The sequence below is a fragment of the Mycolicibacterium brisbanense genome, from assembly GCF_001570425.1.
Taxonomy (GTDB): Bacteria; Actinomycetota; Actinomycetes; order Mycobacteriales; family Mycobacteriaceae; genus Mycobacterium; species Mycobacterium brisbanense.
Genome location: NZ_BCSX01000047.1, coordinates 46,148 through 59,569 on the forward strand (window position 1 = coordinate 46,148; position 13,422 = coordinate 59,569).

General features: G+C 67.0%; 15 protein-coding genes. 9 read left to right on the top strand and 6 right to left on the bottom strand.

The window, feature by feature from the left end; all coding sequences use genetic code 11:
* Positions 1-41 precede the first annotated feature (41 nt).
* Positions 42-1,850 (bottom strand): 2-isopropylmalate synthase, encoded by a 1,809-nt coding sequence (leuA, locus tag RMCB_RS27615; RefSeq protein WP_029373507.1) that lies wholly within the window; start codon positions 1,848-1,850, stop codon positions 42-44.
* A 326-nt stretch (positions 1,851-2,176) separates the two neighbouring features.
* Between leuA and RMCB_RS27620 the strand changes: the two genes are divergently transcribed.
* Positions 2,177-2,404, top strand: a complete 228-nt coding sequence (locus tag RMCB_RS27620; RefSeq protein WP_062831301.1) for a hypothetical protein — start codon at positions 2,177-2,179, stop codon at positions 2,402-2,404.
* Positions 2,405-2,454: 50 nt separating this feature from the next.
* On the opposite strand, the gene RMCB_RS27625 is transcribed toward RMCB_RS27620, so the two are convergent.
* The 5 genes from RMCB_RS27625 to RMCB_RS27645 all read right to left on the bottom strand — a co-directional run bounded on the left by RMCB_RS27625 (position 2,455) and on the right by RMCB_RS27645 (position 6,497).
* Positions 2,455-2,796 (bottom strand): hypothetical protein, encoded by a 342-nt coding sequence (locus tag RMCB_RS27625; RefSeq protein WP_029373505.1) that lies wholly within the window; start codon positions 2,794-2,796, stop codon positions 2,455-2,457.
* A gap of 2 nt (positions 2,797-2,798) precedes the next feature.
* Positions 2,799-3,509: a thiocyanate hydrolase subunit gamma gene (gene scnC, locus RMCB_RS27630; protein WP_062831302.1), complete on the bottom strand. Its 711-nt coding sequence runs from the start codon at positions 3,507-3,509 to the stop codon at positions 2,799-2,801.
* Positions 3,506-4,342, bottom strand: coding sequence for a nitrile hydratase subunit beta (locus tag RMCB_RS27635; protein ID WP_062831303.1), 837 nt, complete (start codon positions 4,340-4,342; stop codon positions 3,506-3,508). The genes scnC and RMCB_RS27635 overlap by 4 nt, the downstream gene beginning before the upstream one ends.
* A gap of 122 nt (positions 4,343-4,464) precedes the next feature.
* Positions 4,465-5,112 (bottom strand): type II toxin-antitoxin system RelB family anti-toxin, encoded by a 648-nt coding sequence (locus RMCB_RS27640; protein WP_029373502.1) that lies wholly within the window; start codon positions 5,110-5,112, stop codon positions 4,465-4,467.
* Between the two features lie 131 nt (positions 5,113-5,243).
* Entirely contained in the window at positions 5,244-6,497 is a 1,254-nt protein-coding gene (locus RMCB_RS27645) for an ammonium transporter (protein WP_029373501.1), read from the bottom strand.
* Positions 6,498-6,633: 136 nt separating this feature from the next.
* Between RMCB_RS27645 and RMCB_RS27650 the strand changes: the two genes are divergently transcribed.
* The 8 genes from RMCB_RS27650 (at position 6,634) to RMCB_RS27685 (ending at position 13,376) form a co-directional block, all read left to right on the top strand.
* Positions 6,634-7,617, top strand: a complete 984-nt coding sequence (locus RMCB_RS27650) for a bile salt hydrolase (RefSeq protein WP_062831304.1) — start codon at positions 6,634-6,636, stop codon at positions 7,615-7,617.
* Positions 7,618-7,693: 76 nt separating this feature from the next.
* Positions 7,694-8,959, top strand: a complete 1,266-nt coding sequence (locus RMCB_RS27655) for an aspartate kinase (RefSeq protein ID WP_029373499.1) — start codon at positions 7,694-7,696, stop codon at positions 8,957-8,959.
* Entirely contained in the window at positions 8,959-9,993 is a 1,035-nt protein-coding gene (locus RMCB_RS27660) for an aspartate-semialdehyde dehydrogenase (RefSeq protein WP_062831305.1), read from the top strand. Before RMCB_RS27655 ends, RMCB_RS27660 begins: the two co-directional genes overlap by 1 nt.
* A 19-nt stretch (positions 9,994-10,012) precedes the next feature.
* Entirely contained in the window at positions 10,013-11,137 is a 1,125-nt protein-coding gene (locus RMCB_RS27665; protein WP_062831343.1) for a DUF4185 domain-containing protein, read from the top strand.
* Between the two features lie 66 nt (positions 11,138-11,203).
* Positions 11,204-11,608, top strand: a complete 405-nt coding sequence (locus RMCB_RS27670) for a hypothetical protein (RefSeq protein ID WP_062831306.1) — start codon at positions 11,204-11,206, stop codon at positions 11,606-11,608.
* Positions 11,609-11,656: 48 nt separating this feature from the next.
* Entirely contained in the window at positions 11,657-12,097 is a 441-nt protein-coding gene (locus tag RMCB_RS27675) for a Fur family transcriptional regulator (RefSeq protein WP_062831307.1), read from the top strand.
* Between the two features lie 101 nt (positions 12,098-12,198).
* Positions 12,199-12,717, top strand: a complete 519-nt coding sequence (locus RMCB_RS27680; RefSeq protein ID WP_062831308.1) for an LppU/SCO3897 family protein — start codon at positions 12,199-12,201, stop codon at positions 12,715-12,717.
* Positions 12,718-12,734: 17 nt separating this feature from the next.
* Entirely contained in the window at positions 12,735-13,376 is a 642-nt protein-coding gene (locus RMCB_RS27685; protein ID WP_062831309.1) for a sensor domain-containing protein, read from the top strand.
* Positions 13,377-13,422: the final 46 nt, after the last annotated feature.

The following is a 13,422-nucleotide window of genomic DNA, read 5'->3' on the forward strand; positions in this document are numbered from 1 at the left end:
CTTGAATTGTCGGATGCGTAGCTGGTCTACGCTTCCGTCAGTTAACCACGCGCGGCACGGTTCACGGCGGACACGACGGCCCGAAGTGATGCAGTCGTGATCGACGTCGCGATACCGACGCCCCACACGGTCTTGCCGCCGATCGACACCTCCACGTAGGCCGCGGCCTGCGCTTCCTCGCCGGAGGACATGGCGTGCTCGGAATAGTCGAGCACGTTGATGTCGTAACCGACGGCGCCCAGGGCGTCGACGAACGCCGCCAGCGGACCGTTGCCCGCGCCGACGATCTCGCGTTCCACGCCGTCGATCTTCACGATCGCGGTGATGGTGTCAGTGCCGCCGTCGACCTCCGACGCGACGACCTTCTGCCGCATCCGCTCCAGCGGCGTGATCGGGGCCAGGTACTCGTCGGAGAAGACGTCCCACATCTCCTTGGGCGACACTTCGCCGCCCTCGCCGTCGGTGATCTTCTGGACCGCCTGGGAGAACTCGATCTGCAGCCGGCGCGGCAGCACCAGCCCGTGATCGGCCTTCATGATGTAGGCGACGCCGCCCTTGCCGGACTGCGAGTTGACCCGGATGACGGCCTCATAGGTGCGGCCGACGTCCTTCGGGTCGATCGGCAGATACGGCACCTGCCACAGGATGTCGTCGACATCCTGGTCGGCGGCGTCCGCATCGACCTTCATCTGGTCCAGGCCCTTGTTGATGGCGTCCTGGTGGCTGCCCGAGAACGCCGTGTACACCAGATCGCCGCCGTAGGGGTGACGCTCGTGCACGGGCAGCTGGTTGCAGTACTCCACGGTGCGGCGGATCTCGTCGATGTTGGAGAAGTCGATCTGCGGGTCCACGCCACGGGAGAACATGTTCATGCCCAGCGTCACCAGGCACACGTTGCCTGTGCGCTCACCATTGCCGAACAGGCAGCCCTCGATCCGGTCGGCACCGGCCTGGTAGCCCAATTCGGCTGCGGCGACGGCGGTTCCGCGATCGTTGTGCGGGTGCAGGCTCAGGATGATCGAGTCGCGCGGAGTCAGATGGCGGTTCATCCACTCGATCGAATCGGCGTAGACGTTGGGGGTGGCCATCTCGACCGTGGCGGGCAGGTTGACGATCAGCGGCCATTCCGGCGTCGGCTGGACCACCTCGGCGACCGCATTGCAGACGTCGACCGCGTACTCCAGCTCGGTGCCGGTGTAGGACTCCGGTGAGTATTCGAACCGCCACAGCGTGCCGGGGTACTTCTTGGCTTCCTCGACGCACATGCGCGCGCCGTCGGTGGCGATCTTCTTGACGGCCTCGCGGTCGGCGCGGAACACCACGCGGCGCTGCAGGATCGAGGTGGAGTTGTAGAAGTGCACGATGACGCGAGGCGCTCCGGCGCAGGCCTCGAAGGTGCGCTCGATCAGCTCGGGCCGGCACTGCGTCAGCACCTGGATGGTCACGTCGTCGGGTATGGCGCCCTGTTCGATGATCTCGCGGACGAAGTCGTAGTCCGTCTGGCTCGCCGACGGGAAGCCGACCTCGATCTCCTTGTAGCCCATGCGGACCAGCAGATCGAACATCCGGCGCTTGCGCTCGGGGCTCATCGGATCGATCAGGGCCTGGTTGCCGTCGCGCAGGTCGACCGCGCACCACATGGGGGCGTGCTCGATCACCTTGTCCGGCCAGGTGCGGTCCGGCAGGGTCACATTCTCGACCTCAGCGGCGAACGTGCGGTACCGATTGACGGGCATCGACGATGCACGCTGGGTGTTCCAGGAGGGCTGGCCGTCGCGGCGCGGGCCGGCGGGGGTGTTGATGGCGCGTACCGAACTGTAAGCGTCGACAGAGGTTTCTTGCGTGGTCATGATGGTTGCTCCGGGTCGATGGGGATTCAGACCGGCGCATCGCGAAAACCCGCGACGGGAGGCCAGTCTGGATCAGACCCCGTCGCGGCGTCCGAGAAGGAGCACCCGCTGCACAGTCAACATCACCGCTGACTGTACTCCGCGTCCCGGTCCGGGCCCAAACCCGAGGGTGCGAAGCCGTCCTCCGATCGGGGGACGGCACATTCAGCCGGCACATCCTCCAGTCGCTCGACAGACCCGGGCGGCGTTGCGCGGCATTCTTGTCTCAACGGCGAAACAAAGCCGAAGAAGCAATCGAAATAGCCACTGCTGCAAAGGAATTCGACATGATCACCACCAAGAGCATCGTCCGGTTCGCCGCCCTGCCGATCCTCTCCGCCGGGGCCATCGGCGCGGCCGCGCTCGGCCTGGCCGGCACCGCGTCCGCACAGGGCCCCACCGGCCCGGGGCACGTGTACAGCCCCGACACCTACGCCACCCCGGCACCGGATGTCATGCCGGGCTGGCACAACCACCACGGCGCCTGGCGCATCACCGACCTGCAGAACCAGTAATGCCGCAGAGGCCATCCCCGAAAAGGGATGGCCTCATGCGTGTGTGGGGCTCAGGCCTCGAGCCTGGCCCGCACCGCGTCGAGTCGTTGCCGCAACTCGGTCTCGTCGATGACCCCGCGCACCAACAGCGAGTGCGCCAGCGACACCAGTTGATTCTCGGGATAGGGCAGGTCCGCATAGAGCGTCGCCGAGAGCTCGTCTTCCTCGTCGCGACGCTCCTTGAAGCTGAGTCTGCTTGTGCCGCAAGCGGAATGGTCGAGGGCGTCACAGAGGCCGTCGAGGCTGGTCTTCCATGGCGGCACGGGATTCTCGACCCCGTACTTGGCGGCCATCCGCGGCCACACCTGGTTGCGTTCGACGATGGTCTTCAGCGTCGAGATGTCGTCAGCCATCGTCACTCCGCCGGGTGGACCGCAGCGCGGGTGTCGACGATCACATTCGTGGTGACGCCGGGCTTGGGCAGCGCGACGCCGATGAGGCAGTCCCGCGTGACGATCTCGGCGAGCTGATCCTCGTCCCAGCCTTCGGTGCCCTCCGGGCGCATGGGCATGACCATGAAGCGATGCTTCTGGTTGGAATCCTCGACGCGGACCTCCACGTCGTCGGGCAGGTACAGGCCGAACTCGGCGAGCACCTGGCGCGGCCACCGGACCAGACGCCTGCGGTAGTTGGGAGTGCGGTACCACTCGGGTGAATTGCCCAGGATCGGCCGCGGGTAGCACGAGCACAGCGCGCAGACGATGACGTTGTGCAGGGTCGGGGTGTCTTCGAGGATCTTGAACGCGGTGAAATCGCTCGGAGTGCCGAAACCGGTCGGCTCCAGCCAGTCGACGCCGACGGCTTTGCTCGCGGCGAGCGCGTCGGTCAGCGCTAGCTGCTTGAACTCCGGGTCCAACCACGCCCGCGCGACCAGGCGGGCGGCCGGTGTCGGGCCGATCTGCTCGGCGAACTCGGTGAACCTGCGGTGCTCCTCGGCGGTGAAGATGCCCTTCTCGATGCACAGTTCGCGCAGGGCGATCTCGAGCACTTCGAAGTCGGTGATCTCGTCCACCATGGGCTTGACCGTGCGCGCGTGGTCGTGATCATGGTCGTGGTCGTCGCTCATGCCTTCTCCAGCCAACGTTCGGGAATCTCGGTCTGCAGGGTGTCGGTCGCCGTGCCGGTGTAGCCGTGCCACAGCTCGGACTGGTTGAAGCGCACGATGTAGAACCACTCGGGCGTGGCGTCTGCGCGATCCCACGTCTCGTCCTCGGCGGCCGGGCTTTCGTAGGTGACCTCGGCGATCTCACCCAGTGCGCCGCGCACGTATTCGGGCGTGCGGGTGTAGAGCAGGATCGGCAGCTCGCGGACCTTCACCGCGTCGCCCACGCGGAACTTGGGCTCGCCCGCCTGCCCGGCGTACACCTGCGGGTCGCCCTTGCCGACCGCACGGATGTGGTGCTCGTTGCGCCTGACGTCCGCGCCGTCGCCCTGCGATTTCGGCTGCGCTTCGAGCTTGCGGCCCGCCAGCCCGCCCTCGTAGCGGCCCCGGACCTCGACCATGCGCTGGGTCAGCTCGCCGAGGCTGATGTGGTGTTTTTCCACCAGCACCCGCGCGACGGCCCACAGCCAGCGCCCGTAGTAGGGAAAGCCCTGGTAGACCGCGCGCCCGACGTCGACGTTGCCGATGCGGCGGCGTTCCTCCGACAGCCAGATCCCGCGCCACGCGAGCACCTCGCAGATGACGTAGGTCATGTGCTCCCAGTACTCGTAATCCTTGTTCTCGTACTTCATCGGAGCGTCGGGCTCCCCGCCCACGTCGTGGACGGTCTTCATGTACGCCAGGAAGCGCTCGTGATCGAGGAGATCAGGCGGCGGCGCGTCGGGCATCTCCGGATAGGCAGACTTGAGCCGTCCGACCAATTCGAGGTGGGCGGCGCGTTCGGCGGCTGTGCTCATGGGAGTTCCCCTCGGAGGGCACTGGCGAGCAGACGTTCCAAACTGTAGTGACCGTGCCATCCGCGCATGGCGGAATCCGCGACTTACGCGCGCGAAAATTCAGCTGGCCGAATTGTTCTCGGTCACACCTGCGAATCCGGGAAGGCGATCACCGACAAGAACCGGATCGGTAACTCCACGAGATCGGTCGGCCCGTGGGCGCCCTCACCGTCGATCTGCAGCGAGTCGCCGGGGTGCAACCGGTACACCGAGCGGCTGTGGCTGTAATCCATCACGCCTTCGAGCATGAAGATGAACTCGGTGCCGGGATGCTGGAACAACGGATAGGTCTGGCTTTTCTCCGACAGCGTCACGTGCAGGCATTCCAGCCGCTTGTGTTCACCGCGCAACGAGCTCAGCAGCTGGTACTCGTGGCCCTCCCGGGTGCCCTCGCGCACGATGCGGGCGCCGGTACCTGCCTTGACGAACGCGGCCGGGCGTTCCACGTCCGCACCGCGAAACAGGCTGGTCACCGGCACATCCAGGCCCTTGGCCAACAACGCGAGCGTCGACAGGCTGCACGAGGTTTGCGCGTTCTCGATCTTGGACAGCATGGCCTTGGAGATCCCGACCCGGGTCGCCATGTCGGCGACCGTGAGCCCGTGCTGCTGGCGCAGCTGGCGCACATTGCGCCCGATCGCCGCCTCGAACTCGAGCTCATCGGCCAAGGCCTGCGGATCGCGGTCACGGGCGGTGCCCGACTTGTTGCGGAGTAGCGGGACTTCACTCATGCGCAATCCGCCTTCGGATTCTGGCTGGCGCTCACACGTACCTGTTTAACGTATTTCCCTCCCGATCCTGCCGCATTTCCCCACGCCGAGGTGGCGGCGTGGGGTCGCGGACAACTTTCCTGGGTCGTGGTTCAGACGAGTTCGAGCTCGTAGGCGGCGTCGCGGTGGACCTTGGTGTCGATGCCGAGCTCCTCGTCTTCCGGCGAGATGCGGATGCCGATGGTCTTCTTGATCACGAGCGCGATGACGTAGGCGATGACGAACGAGTACACCATCACGGCCAGTGCCGCGATGGCCTGGCGCCAGAGTTGATCGAGGCCGCCGCCGTAGAACAGGCCGTTGACCTTGTTGGGCATGGTGTCACTGGCCAGCAAGCCGATGAGCAGCGTGCCGATCACGCCGCCGACAAGGTGCACCCCGACCACGTCGAGCGAGTCGTCATAGCCGAACTTCTCCTTGAGGCCCACGGCCAGCGGGCAGATCGCCCCGGCGATCAGGCCGAGCAGGATCGCACCGACGGGTGTCACGGCACCGCAGGCCGGGGTGATGGCCACCAGGCCGGTGATGGCGCCAGCCGCCGCGCCGACGCCGGTGACGTGGCCGTCCTTGAGCTTCTCGACCGCGAGCCAGGCCAGCGTGGCCGCGCAGGTCGCGACGAACGTGGTGACCATGACGATGGCGGCCGAATTACCCGCGGCCAGCGCCGATCCGCCGTTGAACGCATACCAGCCGGCCCACAGCAGGCCCGCTCCCAGCAGGGTCAGCGGCACATTGTGCGGCTTGCGCAGCCGGCCCCAGTTGACGCCCTTGCCGAGCACGATGGCCACGGCCAGCGCGGCGGCGCCGGCGTTGATGTGCACTGCCGTGCCGCCCGCGAAGTCGATGGCGTGCAGCTTGTTGGCGATCCAGCCGCCCACCGAGTCCTTGGTCACGGTGCCGTCGACGGCGAACACCCAGTGCGCGACGGGGAAGTACACCAGGACGGCCCACACGGTCGCGAACACCATCCATGCGGCGAACTTCATCCGGTCGGCGGCCGCCCCCGAGATCAGCGCCACGGTGATGGCCGCGAACAAGGCCTGGAACAGTGAGAAGAGGCTGACCGGCAGGCCGTTGATGGTGGTCATCGGCTCCAGCAGATTCTTCATGCCGAGAAACTCCGTGAAGCTCCCGACGAACCCGCCGTAAGACGTGCCGAACGTCATGGAGAACCCGAAGAGGATCCAGAGCACACCGACGACAGCGACCGCACCGAACGTCATCATCATCATGTTGGTCGAGCTCTTCACCGAGACCATGCCGCCGTAGAACAGCGCCAGGCCGGGAATCATCATCGTCAGCCCGATGATGCAACAGAGCATGAACGCCGTGGTTCCTGTGTCCATCAAATATCTCCTGAGGGTGGCGGCCCGTCGGGCCGATCCCCGTCAATAGACGACGCTTCTGTTACGGGCACGGGATTCGCGTGTTGCGGGCGGATTACGCCTGTCCCGGTTCCCGGGCTGGCTAGCCTTTGGGCGCATGTGCACCCGCGTCGTCTATCTCGGTACCGGTGATCGCGTCGTCACCGGCCGTTCGATGGACTGGAAACTGGAGATCGGCACCAATCTGTGGGTGTTGCCCCGCGGGGTGGCACGCGCCGGACAGGCCGGACCGGACTCCGTGGAATGGACCGCGAAGTACGGCAGCGTGGTGGCGACCGGCTACGACATCTGCACCACCGACGGGGTCAACGAGGCAGGCCTGGCGGTGAACCTGCTGTGGCTCGCCGAATCGCAGTACCCGGCCGCCGACGCCGGCGGCCCGGCCATATCGCTGGCGCTGTGGGGCCAGTACGTGCTGGACAACTTCGGCTCGGTCGCCGAAGCCGTCGAGGCGCTGACCGCGACGCCGCTGCGGGTCGCCACCGCCGACGTGCCCGGTGAGCAGCGGATGGCCACGTTGCACCTGGCGATGTCCGACGGCACGGGCGACAGCGCGATCGTCGAGTACGTCGACGGGCGACAGACCATCCACCACGGCCGTGAGTACCAGGTGATGACCAACTCGCCGATCTTCTCCAAGCAACTCGCCATCACCGAGTACTGGGAGGAGATCGGCGGCACCGTCATGCTGCCCGGCACCAACCGCGCCGCCGACCGATTCGTGCGGGCGTCCTTCTACATCAACGCCATTCCCAAATCCGACGATCCGGTGCTGTCGGTGGCCGCGGTGTTCAGCGTCGTGCGCAACGCGTCGACCCCGTACGGCATCGCAACCTCCGACGAACCGAACATCTCCTCGACCCGCTGGCGCACGGTCGTCGACCACAAGGCGCGGCGCTATTTCTTCGAGTCGGCGCTGTCACCGAACACGTTCTGGGTTGAGCTGGCGAACCTGGATTTCAGCGAGGGCGCGCCGACGCTGCGGCTCGATCTCGGCGAGGGGGAGAAGACCGTCTACGCCGGCGACGCGAGCTCGCAGTTCCGGCCGGCGCAACCGTTCACCTTCATGACGGTGCCCTGACCGGGCGACAAAAAACCAGCTGCACGTCTCCCTTATCCTTGATGCGACTCATTCCCGCATTTTCGAAGGACAGACAGTGGCGCTCGTCGTACAGAAATACGGCGGATCCTCGGTATCGGATGCCGAGCGAATCCGTCGCGTCGCCGAGCGCATCGTGGAGACCAGGAAGGCCGGCAACGATGTCGTCGTGGTCGTCTCCGCGATGGGCGACACCACCGACGATTTGCTGGACCTGGCCCGCCAGGTTTCGCCCGCGCCGCCGCCTCGTGAGATGGACATGCTCCTCACCGCGGGCGAGCGCATCTCCAACGCGTTGGTCGCGATGGCCATCGAGTCCCTGGGCGCGCAGGCCCGTTCGTTCACCGGCTCGCAGGCCGGTGTGATCACCACCGGTACCCACGGCAACGCGAAGATCATCGATGTCACCCCCGGACGGCTGCGCGACGCGCTGGACGAGGGGCAGATCGTGCTGGTCGCCGGGTTCCAGGGGGTCAGCCAGGACAGCAAGGACGTCACCACGCTGGGCCGCGGCGGGTCGGACACCACCGCCGTCGCGCTGGCCGCCGCACTGAACGCCGACGTCTGCGAGATCTACACCGACGTCGACGGCATCTTCACCGCCGACCCGCGCATCGTGCCCAACGCCCGGCACCTCGACACCGTCTCGTTCGAGGAGATGCTCGAGATGGCGGCATGCGGCGCGAAGGTGCTCATGCTGCGTTGCGTCGAATACGCGCGTCGCTACAACGTGCCCATCCATGTCCGCTCGTCGTACTCCGACAAGCCGGGCACCATCGTCAAAGGATCGATCGAGGACATCCCCATGGAAGACGCCATCCTGACCGGAGTAGCCCACGACCGCAGCGAGGCGAAGGTCACGGTGGTCGGTCTGCCCGACGTACCGGGCTACGCCGCCAAGGTCTTCCGCGCCGTCGCCGATGCCGACGTGAACATCGACATGGTCTTGCAGAACATCTCCAAGATCGAGGACGGTAAGACCGACATCACCTTCACGTGTGCGCGGGACAACGGCCCGGGCGCGGTGGAGAAGCTGACCTCGCTCAAGGACGAGATCGGGTTCAGCCAGGTGCTCTACGACGATCACATCGGCAAGGTGTCGCTGGTGGGCGCGGGCATGCGCAGCCACCCCGGCGTCACCGCCACGTTCTGTGAGGCGCTGGCCGAGGTCGGCGTCAACATCGACCTGATCTCCACGTCGGAGATCCGAATCTCGGTGCTGGTCAAGGACACTGAGCTGGACAAGGCTGTCGCCGCCCTGCACGAGGCATTCGGCCTCGGCACCGACGACGAGGCTGTGGTTTACGGCGGGACGGGACGCTAATGGTCAACATCGGTGTAGTCGGCGCGACCGGCCAGGTCGGGCAGGTCATGCGCACCCTGCTCGAGGAACGCAACTTCCCCGCAGGCTCGGTGCGGTTCTTCGCCTCGGCGCGGTCCGAGGGCAAGAAGCTGGCGTTCCGAGGCCAGGAGATCGAGGTCGAGAACAGCGAGACCGCCGACCCGTCAGGGTTGGACATCGCCCTGTTCTCCGCCGGAGCGACGATGTCGCGCGTGCAGGCCCCACGGTTCGCCGCGGCGGGTGCCGTCGTCATCGACAACTCCTCGGCCTGGCGCAAGGACCCCGAGGTGCCGCTGGTGGTCTCCGAGGTCAATTTCTCGCGTGACGCGGGTACCCGTCCGAAAGGCATCATCGCCAACCCGAACTGCACCACCATGGCCGCAATGCCGGTGCTCAAGGTGCTGCACGAAGAAGCGGGCCTGACGCGGCTCGTCGTGTCCAGCTACCAGGCGGTGTCGGGCAGTGGCCTGGCCGGGGTCGAGGAACTCGCCTCCCAGACCCGTGCGGTCGTGGACGGCGCCGAGGCGCTGGTGCACGACGGCTCGGCAGTGGCGTTCCCCGCGCCGGTGAAATACGTTGCGCCCATTGCCTTCAACGTGGTCCCGCTGGCCGGCTCGCTGGTCGACGACGGCTCGGGAGAGACCGACGAGGACCAGAAGCTGCGCCACGAGAGCCGCAAGATCCTGGGCATTCCCGATCTGCTGGTGTCGGGCACCTGCGTACGGGTGCCGGTGTTCACCGGACACTCGCTGTCGATCAATGCCGAGTTCGCCCAACCGCTTTCGGTGCAGCGCGCCAAGGAGTTGCTGGCCGACGCGCCGGGGGTGAAGCTGGTCGACGTACCCACGCCGCTGGCCGCCGCGGGCGTCGACGAGTCGTTGGTCGGCCGCATCCGCCAGGATCCCGGGGTGCCCGACGGGCGTGGTCTCGCGCTCTTCGTCTCCGGTGACAACCTGCGAAAAGGTGCGGCGCTGAACACGATTCAGATCGCCGAGCTGCTGGCCGCCGAGCTCTGAGCGCGGCGTGTCCGCCGCCATGAGGCTCGCGGCCGCCGCGACGGCTGCCGTGTTGCTGTGGCAGGTGCCCTCGGCCTACGCGGACCCGCCATCGCCCGCTCCCGGTGCGGTGCTGGCGCCACTGGCTCCCGGCCAGGTGCTGCGGATCGCGCCTGCGGCCGGAACAGGCACTCCCACAGGCGATTACGGGATCGGCGCCACCGACCTGTGTGAGTTCATGGAGTTCCCGGCCCGGCTGCTGCAGGTGTGTGGTGACAGCTTCGCCGGGCAGGCCGTCGGCTTCGGCAACTGGCACGCACCGATAGCGCTGCACGTCGACTCGGATTCGGTCGACGACCCCGCGGGCGTGCGCTACAACGGCGTGACCGGAGCCGTGGTGGGCACCCCGTTGCTGGCCGACAAGACACCGCCGGGCAGTTCGCAGTTGCCCGCGGGCGTGGTCTCGATCAACCGGGACAACTACCTGATGGTGAGCACCACGGCCAACCTGCGCCCGCAGAGCTCCAGGCTGGTGAAAGCCGATGCCTCGCGGGGCAATTGGCAGACCGTCCCGGGTTCGGTGCGGCCCGCGAGCTATCAGGGCGGCGCGCAGTCGCAGATCAGCGGCTATTACGACCCCGTGCCGACGGCCGAATCGCAGAGCGGCTGGGTGTACATCGTCACCAACAACTTCGACCGCAGCGGGCAGGTGTTCCTCTACCGGACCACGCCGCAGACGTTCACCGATCGCGCCGGCTGGCAGGGGTGGTCGGCAAAAGGAGGCTGGGGCAAGCCGCCGACTCCGTTGTGGGCCGACCGGGTGGGGGAGATGAGCATCAAGCAGATCGACGGCAAGCCCGTCCTGTCGTATTTCAATGCCAGCACCGGCAACATGGAGATCCGGGTCGCCTACGACCCCACCGGTCTCGGGACGGCGCCGGTGACCACGGTGGTGGTGGGCGGAGTGGACTGGCCGGACCCCGCCGACACGTTGCCGCCGCCCGAGGACAACCGGCTGGCGCAGCCGTACGGCGGCTACATCTCCCCGGGCTCGACACTCGACGAAGTGCGGGTGTTCGTCAGCCAGTGGAACACCACGCCCGGCGGTGGCGCGACGCCGTACCGCGTGATTCAGTACGCTGTAAACCCGATAAAGCCCTGGTGAGCAGACACAGCGAATACATAGCTAATTCATGATCGGCACTTGGATGACACTCGCAAGCTGGCTTACATGACTGATACATCTTCCGAACCCACCGGCCCGGTCGCCACGGCCGAGCCGCTCGCCGAGCCTGCGCCGGCACCCGCCGTCGTCGAGGAGCGCAGACCCAATCGACTGTTCCAGGCGGTGGCCTGGGTCGGCATCGTCGCCGGCATCGTCTTCATCACGCTCGTCGTGTTCGGCACCGGATTCTTCCTCGGTGCCCACTCGGGCGGCGGACACCATCATCACGGCGGAGGTGGCTGGGAACGTCCCGGAATGATGTTCCACCACCACGGTGGGTGGGGCCAGGGCGGCGGTCCCGAACGACAGGGCGGTCAGGGCGGACCGGGCGGCGGCCCCGGTTTCGGCCCGGGCGGCCCGGCGGGCCCCGGTGGGCAGCCGGGTGCCCCGACGACCACGCCCCCGCGCTGACCGGCACAGCTCTTTTGATCGACTCCAGACAAGGCGCATACTGGAGCGGTGACTCCGGTGCATGACGACGACCCCAGGGCCCGCTTGCGGGCCGTGGGGCTTCGGGTCACCGCCCCGCGGGTCGCGGTGTTGGAGGCACTCGCCGACCAGCCGCACGCCACCGCCGACGACCTCGCGACCCGGGTTCGCCGATCACTCGGATCGGTCTCGACCCAGGCCGTCTACGACGTGCTCCGGGCCTGCGTCACCGCAGGACTGGTCCGTCGGATCGAACCGGCAGGCTCGTCGGCCCGGTACGAGACCAGGGCCGGCGACAACCATCACCACCTCGTGTGCCGAGTCTGCGGCCGCGTCACCGACGTCGAATGTGTCGTCGGGCCGGCACCCTGCCTCGAGCCCGCGGACGTCGACGGTTTCACCGTCGACGAAGCCGAAGTCGTGTTCTGGGGCGTCTGCCCCGACTGCCAGGCCGGCGCCAACACCGCATAGACCACATCTGCAGCCCACGGGCGTCCCGGCTACCACATCAGGTGGCCGGGACGTCTGATTTTGTGGGCGTGTCGCCGGGAATCGTGAGATTCTGCCTAACCATGACGCGCAATCGGGTACTGGTTGCCGTGCTGATCGCCGTCCTGGCGTGTGCCGTCGGCTGTGGCAGCGGGAAATCCGAACGCAACGCGGCCGTGCTCTTCGGCGTCGGCGATTGCGTCAGCTTCCCGGCGGGCACCCCGTCGGCCCCCGACGTCACCCGCGCCGCCAAGGTGGCCTGTAGTGCTGACCCCAGCTACACCGTCGGGGCGGTCGCCGACGCCACAGGTGTCTGCCCGAGCGACCAATACCAGCACCTGCCCGCCAAATTGGCGGATCCGTCGACCGCCCGGCTGTGCCTGGTGCCCAACCTGGTGACATACCACTGCTATGAACTGGGCGTGCCGGCCGGTGTCATGGGTCTGGCGGACTGCACATCGCGCGGCAACGGCGTACTCGTGCAGGTCACGCAGCGCCTCGACGATGTTCAGGACGGCTCCAGCTGCCCGAAGGCGAGCGGCGAATACGCCTGGCGCTACCCGTCACCGGCCCGTACCTACTGCACTCGCACGCTGTACTGAATGGCATGATCAGTTGAATGCGCGCTCTGACTGTGGGTTTCGGGGTGGCCGGTCTCGCGTTGGCCTTGTCGGCACCGGCGGGCGCCCGCCCGTCGGATCCGGGGGTGGTGTCGTATGCCGTCCTGCCGAAGGGTTCGGTCGGCAACATCGTCGGCGCCCCGATGACGTGGGCATCGAATTCCACGGTTCCGTTCCAGGCGTTCGGCGTCGACGATCCGGTGTGCAACAACTGGGCCGACATCGGACTGCCCGAGGTGTACAACGATCCGGACCTGGCGTCGTACAACAGCGCGACGACGCAGACCTCCGCCAACGATGACAGCCACTACGTCAAACAGGCGGTCGGGGTGTTCGCCACCGCGGATGCGGCCGACCGGGCGTTCCACCGCGTGGTGGACCGCACCCAGGGGTGTTCCGGACTGACCAGTGCCATGCACCTGGACAACTTCGTCACCCAGGTGTGGACTTTTACCGGCGGGCCGGCCGGCGCGACGGATGCGGACTGGGTGAAACAGGAAGCGGGCACCGACCGGCGATGTTTCACGACCACCCGGAAACGGGAAAACGTGCTGCTGCAGGCGAAGGTGTGTCAGTCCGGCAACGGTGGCCCGGCCGTCAACGTGCTGGCCGGCGCCATGCAGAACTCGCTCGGGCAATAGCTGCAGTACGAAGTTGGGCTACTCGTCACGATTCGGTAACCCGCAC